12 protein-coding genes are annotated in these 15,918 nt (G+C 70.1%); 3 read left to right on the forward strand and 9 right to left on the reverse strand.

All coding sequences use genetic code 11. The features are described from left to right. Positions 1 to 16 precede the first annotated feature (16 nt). Genes sdhC through IEZ21_RS06515 form a run of 3 tightly spaced genes read left to right on the forward strand, consistent with a single transcriptional unit; the run spans position 17 to position 3,548 of the window. Positions 17 to 838 (forward strand): succinate dehydrogenase subunit SdhC, encoded by an 822-nt coding sequence (gene sdhC / locus IEZ21_RS06505; protein ID WP_033319924.1) that lies wholly within the window; start codon positions 17 to 19, stop codon positions 836 to 838. Further along, a complete protein-coding gene (locus IEZ21_RS06510) occupies positions 838 to 2,781 on the forward strand; it encodes a fumarate reductase/succinate dehydrogenase flavoprotein subunit (protein ID WP_189320868.1) in 1,944 nt (647 codons plus the stop codon). Before sdhC ends, IEZ21_RS06510 begins: the two co-directional genes overlap by 1 nt. Then, positions 2,778 to 3,548, forward strand: a complete 771-nt coding sequence (locus IEZ21_RS06515; RefSeq protein WP_033319922.1) for a succinate dehydrogenase/fumarate reductase iron-sulfur subunit — start codon at positions 2,778 to 2,780, stop codon at positions 3,546 to 3,548. Before IEZ21_RS06510 ends, IEZ21_RS06515 begins: the two co-directional genes overlap by 4 nt. A 26-nt stretch (positions 3,549 to 3,574) precedes the next feature. On the opposite strand, the gene IEZ21_RS06520 is transcribed toward IEZ21_RS06515, so the two are convergent. The 9 genes from IEZ21_RS06520 to IEZ21_RS06560 all read right to left on the reverse strand — a co-directional run bounded on the left by IEZ21_RS06520 (position 3,575) and on the right by IEZ21_RS06560 (position 15,716). After that, entirely contained in the window at positions 3,575 to 6,244 is a 2,670-nt protein-coding gene (locus IEZ21_RS06520; RefSeq protein ID WP_373302178.1) for a SpoIIE family protein phosphatase, read from the reverse strand. Positions 6,245 to 6,531: 287 nt separating this feature from the next. Continuing rightward, positions 6,532 to 6,939: an ATP-binding protein gene (locus IEZ21_RS06525; RefSeq protein WP_189320869.1), complete on the reverse strand. Its 408-nt coding sequence runs from the start codon at positions 6,937 to 6,939 to the stop codon at positions 6,532 to 6,534. A gap of 265 nt (positions 6,940 to 7,204) precedes the next feature. Continuing rightward, complete coding sequence (locus IEZ21_RS06530) at positions 7,205 to 7,624, reverse strand: (deoxy)nucleoside triphosphate pyrophosphohydrolase (protein WP_189320870.1); 420 nt, start codon at positions 7,622 to 7,624, stop codon at positions 7,205 to 7,207. A gap of 10 nt (positions 7,625 to 7,634) precedes the next feature. Then, positions 7,635 to 7,826, reverse strand: coding sequence for an SPOR domain-containing protein (locus IEZ21_RS06535; RefSeq protein WP_189320871.1), 192 nt, complete (start codon positions 7,824 to 7,826; stop codon positions 7,635 to 7,637). A gap of 549 nt (positions 7,827 to 8,375) precedes the next feature. Next, positions 8,376 to 9,128 carry a GntR family transcriptional regulator gene (locus IEZ21_RS06540; protein WP_189320872.1) on the reverse strand — a complete coding sequence of 251 codons (753 nt, stop codon included), beginning with the start codon at positions 9,126 to 9,128 and terminating at the stop codon, positions 8,376 to 8,378. Positions 9,129 to 9,295: 167 nt separating this feature from the next. Further along, positions 9,296 to 10,510: a DUF4190 domain-containing protein gene (locus tag IEZ21_RS06545; RefSeq protein ID WP_246567309.1), complete on the reverse strand. Its 1,215-nt coding sequence runs from the start codon at positions 10,508 to 10,510 to the stop codon at positions 9,296 to 9,298. A gap of 212 nt (positions 10,511 to 10,722) precedes the next feature. Beyond that, positions 10,723 to 12,303 (reverse strand): S8 family peptidase, encoded by a 1,581-nt coding sequence (locus tag IEZ21_RS06550; protein WP_189320874.1) that lies wholly within the window; start codon positions 12,301 to 12,303, stop codon positions 10,723 to 10,725. Positions 12,304 to 12,541: 238 nt separating this feature from the next. Further along, positions 12,542 to 14,728, reverse strand: a complete 2,187-nt coding sequence (locus tag IEZ21_RS06555; RefSeq protein ID WP_189320875.1) for a DEAD/DEAH box helicase — start codon at positions 14,726 to 14,728, stop codon at positions 12,542 to 12,544. Positions 14,729 to 14,969: 241 nt separating this feature from the next. After that, positions 14,970 to 15,716 carry an SAM-dependent methyltransferase gene (locus IEZ21_RS06560; RefSeq protein ID WP_189320876.1) on the reverse strand — a complete coding sequence of 249 codons (747 nt, stop codon included), beginning with the start codon at positions 15,714 to 15,716 and terminating at the stop codon, positions 14,970 to 14,972. Between the last annotated feature and the right edge of the window lie 202 nt (positions 15,717 to 15,918).

A 15,918-nucleotide genomic window follows, 5' to 3' on the forward strand; every position in this document is an offset into this window, starting at 1 on the left:
ACTGGAGTCCACCCCCTTGGCCACTGGTACGGAACCCGAACTGAACAGCGGCGGCGTAAGAACTCCCACGCGCGCCGCGATCGCCGCCCCGCATCTGCGGACCGACCGCTGGTGGCTGCAGCCCGCCGCCACCGCGGGCGGTCTGCTGGCCTTCATCGTCTACTCGACGTGGCGGGCGTTCGCGAACACCGACTACTACGCGGCGCCGTATGTCTCGCCGTTCTATTCGCCCTGCCTGGCGGAGAACTGCGAGCCGATGCGGGCGGGCCCGAACTGGGAGATCTTCGGCGGCTGGTGGGGCCTGTCCCCCGCCCTGCTCATCCTGATCTTCCCGCTGGGCTTCCGGCTGACCTGCTACTACTACCGCAAGGCCTACTACCGGGGCTTCTGGGCCTCACCCCCGGCCTGCGCGGTCGCCGAGCCGCACAAGAAGTACACCGGCGAGACCCGCTTCCCGCTGATCCTGCAGAACATCCACCGCTACTTCTTCTACGCCGCGATCCTGGTCGCCGGCATCCTCACGTACGACACCGTGCTCGCCTTCCGCGACGAGCACTACGAGTGGGGCCACATGGGTCTCGGCACCCTGGTCTTCCTGGTCAACATCGTGCTGATCTGGGCGTACACCCTCTCCTGCCACTCGTGCCGGCACATCGTCGGCGGGCAGCTCAAGCACTTCTCCAAGCACCCCGTGCGCTACCGGATGTGGCAGTGGGTCGGCAAGCTCAACGCCCGGCACATGCTGCTCGCCTGGGCCTCGCTGGTGAGCGTGGCGCTCGCCGACTTCTACGTGTATCTGGTCGCGTCCGGTGCCTTTGACGATCCGAGGTTGTTCTGATGCCCGTAGTTGACCGGCAGGAGTGGGACGTCGTCGTGGTCGGCGCGGGCGGCGCCGGGCTGCGGGCCGCCATCGAGGCACGTGAGCGCGGGGCGCGTACGGCCGTGATCTGCAAGTCGCTGTTCGGCAAGGCGCACACGGTGATGGCCGAGGGCGGCATCGCGGCGGCCATGGGCAACGTCAACTCCGGCGACAACTGGCAGGTCCACTTCCGCGACACCATGCGCGGCGGGAAGTTCCTCAACCAGTGGCGGATGGCCGAGCTGCACGCGCAGGAGGCCCCCGACCGGGTCTGGGAGCTGGAGACCTGGGGCGCCCTCTTCGACCGCACGAAGGACGGGCGGATCTCCCAGCGCAACTTCGGCGGGCACGAGTACCCACGGCTCGCGCACGTCGGCGACCGTACGGGCCTGGAGCTGATCCGCACGCTCCAGCAGAAGATCGTGTCCTTGCAGCAGGAGGACTTCAAGGAGACCGGGGACTACGAGTCGCGGCTGAAGGTCTACCAGGAGTGCACGGTCACGAGGATTCTGAAGGACGGGGAGCGGGTCTCGGGGACCTTCTGCTATGAGCGGGAATCCGGCCGTTTCTTCGTCCTCGAAGCCCCTTCAGTCGTGATCGCCACCGGTGGCATCGGCAAGTCCTTCAAGGTCACGTCGAACTCGTGGGAGTACACGGGCGACGGGCACGCACTGGCGCTGCTTGCCGGGGCACCCCTGCTCAACATGGAGTTCGTGCAGTTCCACCCGACGGGCATGGTCTGGCCGCCGTCCGTGAAGGGCATCCTCGTCACCGAGTCGGTGCGCGGGGACGGCGGGGTGCTGCGGAACTCCGAGGGCAAGCGGTTCATGTTCGACTACATCCCGGACGTGTTCAAGGAGAAGTACGCGCAGTCCGAGGAGGAGGGCGACCGCTGGTACGAGGACCCGGACAACAACCGGCGTCCGCCCGAGCTGCTGCCGCGTGACGAGGTGGCGCGGGCCATCAACGCGGAGGTCAAGGCGGGCCGTGGTTCGCCGCACGGCGGGGTCTTCCTCGATGTGTCGACGCGGATGCCCGCCGAGGTGATCAAGCGGCGGCTGCCGTCGATGTACCACCAGTTCAAGGAGCTCGCCGACGTCGACATCACCGCCGAGGCGATGGAGGTCGGGCCGACCTGCCACTACGTGATGGGCGGGATCGCGGTCGAGTCGGACACGGCGGCGGCGCGCGGGGTGCCGGGGCTGTTCGCGTCCGGGGAGGTCGCGGGCGGTATGCACGGCTCCAACCGGCTCGGCGGCAACTCGCTCTCCGACCTGCTGGTGTTCGGCCGCCGGGCCGGGCTGCACGCGGCGCGGTACGCGACCGGTCTGGGCGAGCGGCCCGCGGTGGACGACGGCCAGATCGACGCGGCGGCGGCGGAGGCGCTGCGGCCGTTCTCCGCGGAGGGACCCGAGGCGGGTACGGAGGAGACCGGACGGCCGCCGGAGAACCCGTACACCCTCCATCAGGAGCTCCAGCAGACGATGAACGACCTCGTCGGCATCATCCGCCGGGAGGCGGAGATGGAGGCGGCGCTGAAGAAGCTGGCGGATCTGCGCGTACGGGCGCGGCGGGCCGGAGTCGAGGGGCACCGGCAGTTCAACCCCGGCTGGCACCTCGCGCTCGACCTGCGCAACATGCTGCTGGTCAGCGAGTGCGTGGCGCGCGCCGCCCTGGAGCGTACGGAGTCGCGCGGCGGCCACACCCGTGAGGACCATCCGACGATGGAGCGGGAGTGGCGGCGGATCAACCTGCTCTGCCAGCCGACCGACCCCACGGGCGGCTTGGCGGCCACGGATCCGGTACGCGGCCAGATCAGGCTCGTCCGCGAGACCACCGAGCCCATCCGCCAGGACCTGCTCGCCCTCTTCGACAAGGAAGAGCTGGTCAAGTACCTCGCCGAAGAGGAGCTGTACGAGTGAGCAGCTATGAGGCCCGCTTCAAGGTGTGGCGCGGGGACGCCGAGGGCGGTGGCCTGGAGGACTTCAAGATCGAAGTCAACGACGGCGAGGTGGTGCTGGACATCATCCACCGACTCCAGGCGACCCAGACCCCGGATCTGGCCGTGCGCTGGAACTGCAAGGCGGGCAAGTGCGGTTCGTGTTCGGCGGAGATCAACGGCCGGCCGCGGCTGATGTGCATGACGCGTATGTCGGTGTTCTCGCGCGAGGAGACGATCACGGTGACTCCCTTGCGGGCGTTTCCCGTTGTACGTGATCTCGTCACGGACGTCGGCTTCAACTACACGAAGGCGCGGCAGGTGCCGTCGTTCGTGCCGCCCGCCGACCTCGGTCCCGGCGAGTACCGGATGATGCAGGAGGACGTGGACCGCTCGCAGGAGTTCCGCAAGTGCATCGAGTGCTTCCTGTGCCAGGACACCTGCCATGTCGTGCGGGACCACGAGGAGAACAAGACGGCGTTCGCGGGGCCCCGGTTCTTGATGCGGGTGGCGGAGCTGGACATGCACCCGCTGGACGCGGCGTCCGAGAGCGGCCTCGACCGCAAGACCACGGCCCAGGACGAACACGGGCTCGGCTACTGCAACATCACCAAGTGCTGCACGGAGGTCTGTCCCGAGGGCATCAAGATCACGGACAACGCCCTGATTCCCTTGAAGGAACGGGCGGTTGACCGCAAGTACGATCCGCTGGTGTGGCTGGGGTCGAAGATCAGGAGGCGTACCTCCTAGATCTCCTGGATGGCCCCCGGGACCTCCTAGAACAGGCTCAGCAACGCCTCCGCCGGGTCCGTGAGGCCTGTGGTGCCGTTCGGCAGGGGGAGTTCGAACCAGACGGTCTTGCCGCGCGGCGTGCGGCGCGAGCCCCACGCCGCGCTGAGCAGCCCGACGAGCTGGAGGCCCCGGCCGCCTTCGTCCGTGTCGCGGGCGCGGCGGCGGCGGGGCTGGACCAGGCCGGCGTCCCAGACCTCGCAGACCATGGTGCGGTCGAGGAGGAGCCGGAGCCTGATCTCGCCCTCGCCGTAGCGCAGGGCGTTGGTCACCAGCTCGCTGACCAGGAGTTCCGCGGTGTCGACGAGTGGTTCGAGGTCCCAGCTGATGAGCTGGCCGCGGGCCAGCTCGCGTGCGCGGCCCACGCTGCGCGGCTCACGCGGCAGGGTCCAGTCGCCGACGGACTCGGCGGGCAGCCCCTGGACACGTGCCATCAGGAGCGCGATGTCGTCCTCGCCGTGATGGGTGTCGAGGGTGTTGAGGACGTGGTCGCAGGCGTCCTCCAGCGATCGGGAGGTGTCGGCGCGCCGCGCCGTCGCCCCGGGGTGGCCGGGTGACAGGTGGGACGGGTCCGTCAGGGCGCCCACGAGGGCCTGCAGGCCCTCGTCCAGCGGGTGATCGCGCGATTCGACCAGTCCATCCGTGTAGAGCGCCAAAAGCGAACCTTCGGGGAGTTCGACCTCCACCTCCTCGAACGGCTCGCCGCCGACACCGAGCGGCATGCCCGGCGGCACGTCCAGCATCAGCGCGTTCTCACCGGGCTCGACCAGTACGGGCGGCAGGTGGCCCGCGTTGGCGAAGGTGCAGCGGCGCGTGACGGAGTCGTAGACCGCGTACACGCAGGTGGCGAGGTACACCTCGGAGAGGTCGGCGTCGCGCTGCGACTGGCGGCCCGCGGTGCGGGTGGCCTGCTGGATGCCGCCGGGTGTGCCGAGGCCGCGGGCGATCTCGTCCAGGGCCGAGAGGACCTCGGCGGGTTCGAGGTCGAGCAGCGCCAGGGTGCGTACGGCCGTACGGAGTTCACCCATGGCGACGGCGGCGCGCAGACCGCGGCCCATCACGTCGCCGACGACCAACGCCGTGCGGTGGCCGGGGAGTTCGATGACGTCGAACCAGTCGCCGCCCACCTCGGTCGCCGCGTTCCCCGGAAGGTAGCGGCAGGCGATGTCCAGCCCTGAGGCCTCCGGGTCGCCCGGGGGCAGCAGGGAGCGCTGGAGTATCAGCGCGCGTTGGTGCTCGCGGCGGTACAGGCGGGCGTTGTCGATGCAGACGGCGGCGCGCGCGGCCAGCTCGACCGCGAGCCCGCGGTCCCGGTCCCCGAACGGCTCACTGCCCTTCGTACGGGAGAACTGGACGAGGCCGACGACCGTGTCGTGCGCGACCATCGGGACGGCGAGCGTGGACTGGATCAGGCCGCCCTCCTCGCCGGGGACGGCCTTCGGGCGGGCGGTGCGCAGGGCGTCCGCGCACTCCGAGTTGAACGCGAAGTGGTGTACGGCGCCGACGTTCACGGGCTCGGGGCCGCCGATGAAGGGCGCGTCTGAGACGGCGCTGGCGAAGGCGACCCGGCGCAGCTCGGCGCTGCCGTCGGCGAGCCCGGGCGGGGTCTCGTCGCCGGCGAGAAGCCCCTGGTAGAGGTCGACGGAGGCGAGGTCGCAGAAGCCGGGGACGGCCACGTCGAGGAGTTCGCGGGCCGTGGTCTCCAGGTCGAGGGAGTTGCCGATGCGCGCCCCGGCCTCGTTGAGGAGGGCGAGATTGCGCCGGGCGGCTGCGGCCTCGCGGGCGGCGGCGCGACGCGAGGTGACGTCCGTACCCAGCCAGGCGATTCCGATCGGCCGACCGGCACCGCTGTGTACGCGATAGAGGTTGATGGACCAGTTGCGGCGCTCGGAGGAGCCGGGCACGGTGCCCGTGACCTGCATGTCGGTGACGGATTCGCCGGTCTCCAGGACGCGGCGCAGCGTCGCGGCGACCCGCTCGACCTCGCCCCCTGTCAGATAGTCCCTGACAGTGCGCCCGCGGTGGTCGTCGACGGTGCCGCCGAAGGTCGAGGCGAACCGTTCGTTGGCACGACGAATCTTCAGCTCTGTGTCGAGCAGCAGGAAACCGAACGGGGATTGACCGAAAATCGACTGAGAAGCGGCAAGATCCGCCTCGATCCCGCGCAGGGTGCGGACGTCGACGACGATGCACAGGGCGGCTCGCTCGCCCTCCTCCGTGCGCGTCGGCATGACGTAGACCTCGGCGAGTCCCTCCGTACCCGCACCGGACTCCGCGTCGTCCGGCACACGGAAGGGGACGGCGCCCGTCCACTCCCGGCCGTCGAGGATCTCGGCCATCTTCCGCTGGCCCTGCTCACGCAGGTCGGGATCGACGAAGGCCTCGATGGGATCCATGCCCACGGCCCGCTCGGCCTTGACGCCGAAGAGCTGCTCCGCGCGCAGACTCCACTGGTCGACGAGGCCGTCCGGGCCGATCGAGAACGAGGCGACCTTGATGTAGTCGTAGATCGAGCCGGGTGGACTGCTCTGCCAGACCACGCCGTCGGCCTCGCCGTCGCCGTCACCGACCGGCACACCGGCCATCGCGCCGCCCACCGGGTTCTCGGAGTCCATGGACTCCGCAGCCTCCGTGGCCTTCGCTGGTATCTCGCTCACGCGAACCGTCCCCTCCAGCTCACCGCGTCCGGCATCGGTCACCGGGGGCGGCTGCCCGCAGTATCCAGCAGTACGGCGCCGCACAACACGGTGTTCACGATCACAGCACGGTCCCGATGCATTTTGGACCGGCCGCGACACACACTCCCAGTCTTCTAACCAGGGCGCACCCCGTCGAATCCCAGTCTCCTGCAAGCCGTCATGAAGCCGGTATCAAGCCGTCATGGCCGAACTCCGGTAAACCCTTGCGACCCAACGGCCCCGGGCGGCCCGCAAGCCGCTCCCGCTCAGCCCGGCAGGGCCAGTTCGAACCACACCGTCTTGCCCGTCGCGCCGGGCCGCATACCCCAGCGCCTCGAGGAGCACGCCACCAGCTGGAGCCCGCGACCGCCCTCGTCCTCGGGGCGCGGGGCCCGCTCGTGCGGCAGGTCCGGCAGCGGGTCGGAGACTTCCACGAGCAGCCCGCCGGGCGGCTCCGCAGGGTGTACGAGACGTACGCCGATGGGTCCCGTGGCATGCCGCAGGGCGTTGGTCACCAGCTCGCTGACCAGCAGCGCGGTCACATCACCGAGAGATTCGAGGCCCCAGGCACGCAGCTGGCTCCGCACGACGGTACGGGCGGTTCGCACGGAACCGGGATCCGCGGGGAAGGTCCACTCGGCGACTTCGCCATCGGTGTGGATCACGCAGATCACTCCCGGGCCTGAAGCGGACTGTGTCCGATTTCATGGGGTTAATGGGGACATACCCGGTATGCGGGGTGGGGTACCGCACGCACCGCATGCCGGGGCTCGCTGCGGCACGAACGGTGCACGGGGCGGGATGGGGGCGGGAGCCTCGGGCGTCATCCACGCCTCGCGCTCCCTGCACCCGCGGGCCCCCGGAGGTGGGTATCGCGCGCCCCGCGGCGTTGTGCATGTCACAGCTGCGGCGGCATCCGCGTACCCCTTGCCGCGGGCCTCACGCCTCCGGTGTCGGGGTTCCCCAGGCGTGGCGGACTACCTCCATGACGGCCGGTACGTCCTGATCCAGCCAATCGACGTCCCAGAGCTCGTCCGGCGTCAGCCAGCGCAACTCGTCGTGATCTTCAAGGGGTTTGGGGTCGCCGGAGCCGGGGAGCAGGCGAGCCGTCCAGACCTGGAGGGTGTACGGGGGCTTCAGGGGCCACTCCCCCGGGATCCGTGCGACCGGCTCCGCCTCTACGCCGAGTTCTTCGCGCAGCTCGCGCACGAGAGCGTGCTCGGGGGTCTCGCCGGGCTCGATCTTGCCGCCTGGGAGTTCCCAGCGGCCGGCCAGGTCCGGGGGTGCGCTGCGACGGGCGGCGAGTAGGCGGCCGTCGTTCAGTACGGCGGCTCCTACCACCATGATCCGTTCCGTCATGCGGTGGAGCCTACGGGCTTCCGTTCTGGCCGTTCTGTTCGATGCGCTCGATCAGGTACAGCTGGTGGGGGCCGTGGCCGTCGAGGCGGTCCGCGATCTTCTCGGCTTCGGTTCTGGTCGCGCACCTGCTGACGGTGTAGCGGTTGCCGTTGTCTTCGCGGCGCACGACGAGCCAGGGCAGGGTGATGGTGCCGTCGCTCATCGCGCTTCCCCTCCGCGTTGCGCTCCGCTGCTTGAACCGCTCCATAAGGAAACCGCAATCCGCATATGCCCGAGCCTACGCCTAACCTTCACGCTGCGCGTACGAGTTTTTACTTTCGGGTGCGGATTGCCTCCGGCGGTTGGGCGGGGCGCCTACGGGGGTGGTGAGTTCGGTTCATGGGCGAGTGCGGGTGCGTCGTGGCTGGTCGCGCAGTTCCCCGCGCCCCTGAAAAACCAAAGCCTGCGGCTCCACTCACCGCCAGCCCCGACGGACCCGCCACTTGCCCTCCGGCGGGAGGGGTCGTGGGCCGGTGCGTCGTATGCCCGTCGCTTAGCTCCGGTCTCGGAGAACCCGCACCCTGTACCAGCCCAGAGCCGTACGCCCGCCCTGCGACGGGCTGACGCACCGGCCCACGACCCCGCACCCCCCACCCACCCCAGGGGCGCGGGGAACTGCGCGACCAGCCACAACGCACCCGCAGTCGCCAACGGACCGAACCCACCCACCCGGCAGGCGCCCCGCCCAACCGCCGGAGGCACCCGTAGCCGACTACCTCACCGGCAGGTGGTAAGACACCCGGTACCGGTCAGCCGGTACCACCACGTCCGCCGTCTCCACCGGCCGGCCCGACGCGAAGAACGTGCGCTGGATAACCAGGACCACGTGGCCAGGAACACCGCCCAGAGCGGCCAGCTCCTCCGCGAGACCAGGCCGCGCGGCGACTTCCTCCGTGACGTTGTCCACGATGACGTTGATGGCCGCCATGCGTTCGGCCACGCCCATGCCGCCGAGGGGGCCCTCCTCGGGGAGCATCACGGGGGTGCGGCCCGTGACGGCCAGCGGTTCCCAGGACGTGGAGAGCATGATCGTCTCGCCTGCGTCCCGGAAGACGTACTGCGTGCACATCACGCGGTCACCCGGAGCGATGGCCAGCCGCGAGGCGATCGCGGCGCTTGCCTCGGCCTGGCGACTGTGCGACTCCCAGGTGCCGCGCGCCTCGGCGTCGGCCTGCTCCTGGCGGAACGGGGTGGCGCCGCTCTCCGGCCTGTATCCGGAGCGGGCGATGCGGCGTGGCACGGGGCGTGCGCGCACATACGTACCGGATCCCGAGCGGCCCTCGACCAGCCCCTCGGCCATCAGCACCTTGCGGGCCTCCAGGGCCACCGTGTCCGAAACGCCGTACTCCTGGCGGATTCTGGCCTGGGACGGGAGCCGGGTGTGGGGTGGCAGCGAGCCGTCGACGATCTTCTTGCGGAGATCACCCGCGACACGGAGGTACGCCGGCTGCTCACCGAATGCCACTGGCCGCTCCCATCAGGTTGTACAGACAGCAACAGCGTGGCAACCCAGGGTTGCATCAAGCAAGTAAAGGCCAGAGAATCACTCGATGTGATGACAGAGGGTGGGGCAGGTCTTTACCAGGCGCTTTCTCTCCGCTATGGACGCCGGGATCTGCGTATGCCCGGCTGTCACACCTCGGCGCCGCCACCCCCGGTGCTGCCGCCGCTTTCGCCAGGCTCCTCGTCGTAGGTCGGCGGGGTCGTGGCGAGGCCCAAAGCCTTGCGTGCGGTGATCGTCCCCTTGGGGTCGGTGAGGCTCTCGGCCTTCACGTAGTGCTCGTAGTAGGCGTCCAGGTCAGCTGCCGTGCCGGCCTTCTGCCACTCCTTCTGGGCCGCGTCGAGGTCCTTGACCAGCGCGGTGACCGGGCCTTGCGCGTCGGCGCCCCAGTCATGGCCGCGGAGTATGCCGACCTGCTCGGTCAGGGCGCCTGAGACCCGCGTCGCCCACTGCTTGTGGCCGGGCAGGTCGTCCTCGATGTTCCCCTCCAGGGGCACCGACTCCATCGCCTCGTTGTGGACCTGATCCGCCTTCAGGTACGCGATCTGGTCGGCGTCCAGCGTGGTCTCGTCGCTGCGCAGCGAGCCGGTCAGGCCGGCCGACGCGTCCACGTTGCCGAACAGGCAGCTGATCTCGCGGTCACCCAGGTCCCAGCTCTGCCGGGTCGGGGTGAAGTAGTAGATGTCGACGTCGTCCGGCAGGGCCCAGGAGTCCATGGCGTACGTGTGCTGAAGCGTGTAGCACTTGTCGTCGGCGGCCTCGGTGATGGCGGTGTCACCCGGGTAACCGCCGTTGTCCAGCTGGAAGTTCGCGAAGACCTCGCCGTCGTGCTCGCCCGCGCACGGCACCTCGTCGACGTCGTACGCCACGCCTTCCAGCGAGCCGCCCGGCGCATCGAAGCACTCGCCCTTGTCGACGGAGAAGGTCGCGCCCTCCCGCGCGCCCTCCTTGAAGCCCTCCCAGAACTCGGCCGCGCCGCCGCTCGCGAACGCGAACACGAGGAAGGCGGTGCCGATCCCCGAAAGGATCATGCCGGCGATCGCCATGCCCTTGCCGCGCTCGCCCTTCCTCCTGATCTGCGCCAGCGCGATGAGGCCGAGGATCAGCCCGATCAGCGGCAGGAAGCAGAGGATGCCGAGCACCAGGGCGGCGATGGCGAAGCCGTTGACGGGAGGAGGGGGAGCGGGAGGGGGGTACGGGGAGTGCGGAGGGTAGCCCTGGCCCCAGGACTGATAGCCGTACGGGGCCGGTCCCTGGCCCTGGCCGGGTGGAGCGCCGTACGGGCCCGGAGGCGGGTACTGGCCGCCTTGGGGCTGCTGGGGCCCAGGGGGCGGAGGTATGTCCACTACTACCGTGCTCCTCGTCCGAGCGGTGCGAGAACTGACGTACGACAGGCGCATGGTATGCGGGGGGCGGATGGGGGCGGAACGCGGATGGCGGACGGCGCCGCTCGCGCCTCGTCCTCGCGGCGGGCCGGGTCACGGACCCGAAGCCGTACCGCGAGGACGAGGGTTGAGGATGGATGAGGCTGAGGACGGGGGTTACTGGCGGCGAGGGCTCAGAACTGCAGTGCCCACGAGTCGATCCGCCCGGTGTCCTGCGCCGCGTTGTCGCTCACTCGGAGCTTCCACGTGCCGTTCGCGACCTCCGACGAGGCGTTCACGGTGTACGTGGTGTTGATGTTGTCGGCGGAGCCGCCCGTGCCGTACGCCTTCAGCGTGTAGGCGGTCCCGTCGGGGGCGATCAGCTGGACCTGGAGGTCGCCGATGTACGTGTGGACGATGCTGACCGGCACGCTCAGGGCCGAGGGTGCGTTGCCCGTGACGCCGGTGACCGCGAGCGGTGACTCGACGGTGGCGTTGTCGGCGATCGCGTAGTCGCCGCCGTTCTCGAAGCGGGAGCCGGTGGGCGGCGGGGTGGTGCCGCCGCTGCCGACGCGCAGGAGGCGGTTGGGCGAGCCGGTGCCGGGGCTGGTGACGACTCCGGTGGTGGCGGAGTTGACCAGCGCGGTCTGGACGGCGGCCGGGGTGGCGGTGGGGTTGTCCGCCAGGTAGAGGGCGGCGGCTCCGGCTACGTGTGGGGTCGCCATGGACGTACCGGAGATGGTGTTCGTCGCGCTGTCGCTCGTGGCCCAGGTGGAGGTGATGGAGGAGCCGGGGGCGAAGAGGTCCAGGACGGTGCCGAAGTTGGAGTAACTGGCCTTGGCGTCGGTGCTGGTGGTGGCGCCGACGGTGATGGCCTCGGTGACGCGGGCGGGCGAGCGGGTGCTGGCGTTGACCGTCTCGTTGCCGGCCGCGACGGCGTAGGTGACGCCGGAGGCTATGGAGTTGCGTACGGCGGTGTCGATCGCGGTGTCGACGGTGCCGCCGAGGCTCATGTTGGCGACGGCCGGCTTGACGGCGTTGGTCGTCACCCAGTCGATGCCCGCGACGACCTGGGCGGTCGTGCCGGAGCCCGAGTTGTTGAGGACGCGGACGCCGACGATCTTCGCTTTCTTGGCAACACCGTACGCGGTGCCCGCGACCGTACCGGCGACATGTGTGCCGTGGCCGTGGCCGTCCTGGGCGGTGTTGTCGTTGTCGACGGCGTCGTAGCCGTTGGCGGCCCGGCCGCCGAAGTCGGTGTGGGTGATGCGGACACCGGTGTCGATGATGTAGGCGGTGACGCCCTCACCTGCGGTGTCGTCGTAGGTGTAGCTCTGGTTCAGCGGGAGGGCCGCCTGGTCGATGCGGTCCAGGCCCCAGGAGGGCGGGCTGGGCTGGGTCGCCTCGATCGAGAAGACGCGGTTCTGGACGACGGAGGCGACGGCCGGGTCTGCGGCGAACTTCTTCGCCTCGGCCTCGGTCGCCTCGACGGCGTAGCCGTTCAGCGCCTTCTTGTACGTACGCTCGATGGTGGCGCCGTACTCCTTGGCGAGTGCCCTGCCCTCGGCGGAGCCCGCCTTCGCGGCGTCCGCGTCGAGGGTCACGATGTAGCTGTTCGCGATCGTCCCGGGTGCGCCCGCGTACTGGACGGAGCCCACGGGATCCGCGGCGGCCTGGGCGGGGAGAGCGGCGACGAGGCCGGCGACAAGGGCCGTCGCACTGATTCCGGTGGCGATTCCGGCAAGTCTTCGCCGGGCATGACGCATCACTGCCATCTGAGGGATCCTCCTCAATAGGTGGCGCGCTGGTGGGGGGTGGTGCCGGTGGAGCACACGCAGGTGGTGCGGGCTGGTGCGGGCACACAAAAGAAGACAGGGTCATGCCAAGTTCGGTGACAACCCTGTGCGTCAGCCGAAAGATTGAGGCTTCCACAGGAATTGCACAAGAGCCCTGCACGGACGTAACACAGGCGCCATACGCCAGTCATGACACAACGTCATAAACCGCGCGAGCTTACGTGACGGCAGCCAGCCGCTGCTGCTCCTCCTCCACTATCCGGCGGGCGAGGGTGCCGTCCGAGACGTCGACGGCGTCCGGGGTCGCCTCGGCGACATCGCTGCGGCGGGCGTACGCGTCGAAGAGTCGGGCCTTGTTCTCCAGGATGCGCAGCAGCCGGTCGTCCACGCTGTCCGTGGCAAGCAGGCGGTGCACCTGGACCGGGCGGACCTGGCCCATACGGTGGGCGCGGGCCACGGCCTGGTGCTCCAGGGTGGGCTTGACCTGCGGTTCGCACAGGATCACCACGGACGCCGCCTGGAGGTTGAGGCCGACGCCACCGGCCTCTATCTGGCAGAGCAGCACGGCGTGGCCGTCGGCAGCCGTGAACTCGTCGACCAACTGTTGTCGGCGGACGGCCGGGACCCCGCCGGCCAGCGGCCCCAACGCGCCATCGCCCAGGGCCTGTTGGACGACGGTGAGTACGTCTCGGAAGTACGAGAACACGACCACCTTGAGCCCGTTCTCGGCCGCCTCGGCCACCAGCTCGCGCAGGCGTTGCAGCTTCGCGGACTTCTCGGCGTCCGCGTACGCGGCTCTGCGCATCGCCATGAAGTTCCCGGCGGCGACCGCCTCGCGGTAGGCCTCCTGGTCGGCGGCGCTGAACTCCTCCCACTCGTCGACCTGGAGCAGCGCGGGCAGTTCGGTGAGTACGTCCTGCTGGTTGCGGCGCAGGTAGGCGGGGGCGACGGACTTGCGGAAGGTGTGCGGGCCCGCGACCGCGTCCCCTCCCTGGATCTGGGGCACCAGCTCGGGCTGGAGGTAGCGGACGAGCGTACGGAACTCCTGGACGCGGTTCTCCATCGGCGTACCCGTGAGGAACAGGACGCGCTCGCACCGGTCGGTCCAGGCGGCGACGGCACGGGAACGGCGGGCGTCGGGGTTCTTCACGTAGTGGGCCTCGTCGACGACGAGTGCGGCCGGGGGTGCCGTCGCTCTGTCCGGCGCGGGCAGGCTGTGCAGCACGTCGAAGGTGGTGACGGCGACTCCGCCACGCTCACGCCACTCCGCGTACGCGTGCCGACGCTCAGGGCCGTGCACGGGCATCGTCCGCAGGGTGCTGCGCGAGCGGATCTCGCGGGTCCAGTTGATCAGTACGCTCGCCGGGCAGACCACCAGGAAGTGGCTGTGCCCGTGCGCCGCCAGGTGCGCGAGCACGGCGATGGCCTGGACCGTCTTGCCGAGCCCCATCTCGTCACCGAGCACCACCCGCCGCTGTGCGAGTGCGAACCGCGCACCGAAGGACTGGTAGCCGCGCAGCGAGACCCGGCGGTGGGTGTCGTCCAGCCCCTGCGCGTGCACCCGCTCGGCGACCTCCGCCGGCAGGAAGCCCTCGGCGGCCGCGACGTCGGGAGCGCTGCCGGCGACTTCGGCGAGCTGGCTGTAGTACTCCGTGGAGCGCAGCTCGAAGTCGACCCATGCCTCGGCCTCGGAGGCGGACTCGCGCAGCAGATCGGTGGAGGCCTGCGCCAGCAGCAGTCGTACGTCCTCGGCGTCTGCGGTGAGTTCGTGCAGCTCCGCGACCGCTACGAGCGCGCTCTCCCGCCGGGCTCTCGTGGACAGCGCCATCCGCAGCCGCCCACCGGCGGGCTTGGCCGCCGGAAGCAGCACCTTCAGCTTCCGTTCAAGCCGCTCGGCGGCGTCCACGGCGCGGCGCAGCTCGGGCCCCGCCTCGACCAGCCGCCGCAGCGCGATCACGAGAGCGGTGGTCCGGGGCTCCGGGTGATCGACGTCGATCCGTACGGACACGGTCTCCTCGACCGCCCGGGCGATCTGCCGGGCCGCGGCAAGCGCCTGATCGGCGGTCTGCGCCCCGACCCCCGGGATCTGCCGCAGCTCGAACCGGCTCGCCTCGTACACCTCGCGCACGGACCCGACCCCGGCCGCTTCCAGAGCCGCGATCCGCAACCGCCCCTCGGTGGCGTCCTTCAGCCGCGAAACGGGAATCCCCGCCAACTCCTCGACGACGAGCCCGGCCTGGATCGGCGCGAGGGCGCCGCGAACCTCATCGACCGCCCGCCGGTGGTCGTCGAGCACTGCCAGAGCGTCCCCGTGCAGCCGCTCGCCCCGCGCCAGCACGTGCCGCGCCTTCCGGCCCACCGGCGCGAACACGGTCCCGCCGCCCACCCCCTCACCGACTGCCATGCCGCCCCTCTTGCCCCGTACTTGTGCCGCTTCTGTACCGCTTGTGTGCTGTCTGCCGCGGTGGAGGCACATCTTTCCATGGGGGACTGACAGCGGCGGGGTGGTCTGGGGGGCGGGGGCGGGGGCGGTACGTACCCGTGATTCCGGCGGCACGTTGGCGAAGTACAGACGCAGCTGGTCGGTGCGGTGCCGCGCGAGTGAGCCCCGGCAGGTTGCGCCGGGGCTCACTCGGAGTGGTGTGTCAGCGGTCCATCAGTACGAAGACGCCCCACCCGAGGTACTCGCGCTGGTACCTGGCGTGCTGGACGGGTGACACGGTGAGTTCCGCGCGCATCTCGTCGGCGAGCTCGTCGTCGGGGTTGGCATCCAGCCAGCGGCGGATGTTGAGCCACTGCGCCGCGACGTACCGGTCCCAGCTGTCCTGGTCGGCGAGGACCATCTCGACGACATCACAGCCCAGGGCGCCGAACTGTTCGAGCAGTTCCGGCAGCGGGAGCAGCTCATCCTTGCGGGCCATGTGGCAGCCCTCGACGGTGGCCTGGTCCTGAGGCTCGCGGCGCCAGTACGGTTCGCCGACCAGCATCATGCCGCCGGGTACGAGGCTGCGGCGCAGGAGTTCGACGGTGCCCGGCACACCGGGGCCGATCCAGGTGGCGCCGAGGCAGGCGGCGATGCCGACCGGATCGTCGGCGACATGGCCCGACGCGTCCGCGTGCACGAAGCCGACCCGGTCGGCCACGTCCAGCTCCACGGCCCGCGCGCGGGCGGCGTCGAGGAAGACGGTGCTGATGTCCACCCCGGTGCCGGTCACACCGTGGTCGCGTGCCCAGGTGCACAGCATCTCGCCCTTGCCGCAGGCGAGGTCGAGCATGCGCGTGCCCGGCGACGGGCTGATGGCCTGACCCAGGACGGCCAGTTTTTCGCTGGTGAACGGGTTGGAGATGCGATGTCCGCTCTCGCGGATGGTGAAGCTACGTGGCAGATCCACTACTGGGATTCCTTCGGTCCGAGGAGGTCAGAACGGCTGGGGAAGGCGGCTGGCGGAAGCTGGCCGCGATTACCTGGACCGTCATCAAATGCACCTCTTCGGACGCGAGAAGGCCGAGACCGGTCGAAGGTACGGCCGCTGAGATCGTCGTGTCCATCGCATTTCGCGTCCTGCCGGGACACGCCTCGTGCACCAATCGGGG

This window comes from Streptomyces flaveus, assembly GCF_014647675.1.
Classification (GTDB): domain Bacteria; phylum Actinomycetota; class Actinomycetes; order Streptomycetales; family Streptomycetaceae; genus Streptomyces; species Streptomyces flaveus.

What these genes read in the sequence shown, in the direction of transcription:
- IEZ21_RS06550 (WP_189320874.1), bottom strand. Translation starts at nt 12,303, where the DNA reads ATGGCAGTGATGCGTCATGCCCGGCGAAGACTTGCCGGAATCGCCACC.
- IEZ21_RS06510 (WP_189320868.1), top strand. Translation starts at nt 838, where the DNA reads ATGCCCGTAGTTGACCGGCAGGAGTGGGACGTCGTCGTGGTCGGCGCG.
- IEZ21_RS06535 (WP_189320871.1), bottom strand. Translation starts at nt 7,826, where the DNA reads ATGAGCGACGGCACCATCACCCTGCCCTGGCTCGTCGTGCGCCGCGAA.
- IEZ21_RS06555 (WP_189320875.1), bottom strand. Translation starts at nt 14,728, where the DNA reads ATGGCAGTCGGTGAGGGGGTGGGCGGCGGGACCGTGTTCGCGCCGGTG.
- IEZ21_RS06530 (WP_189320870.1), bottom strand. Translation starts at nt 7,624, where the DNA reads ATGACGGAACGGATCATGGTGGTAGGAGCCGCCGTACTGAACGACGGC.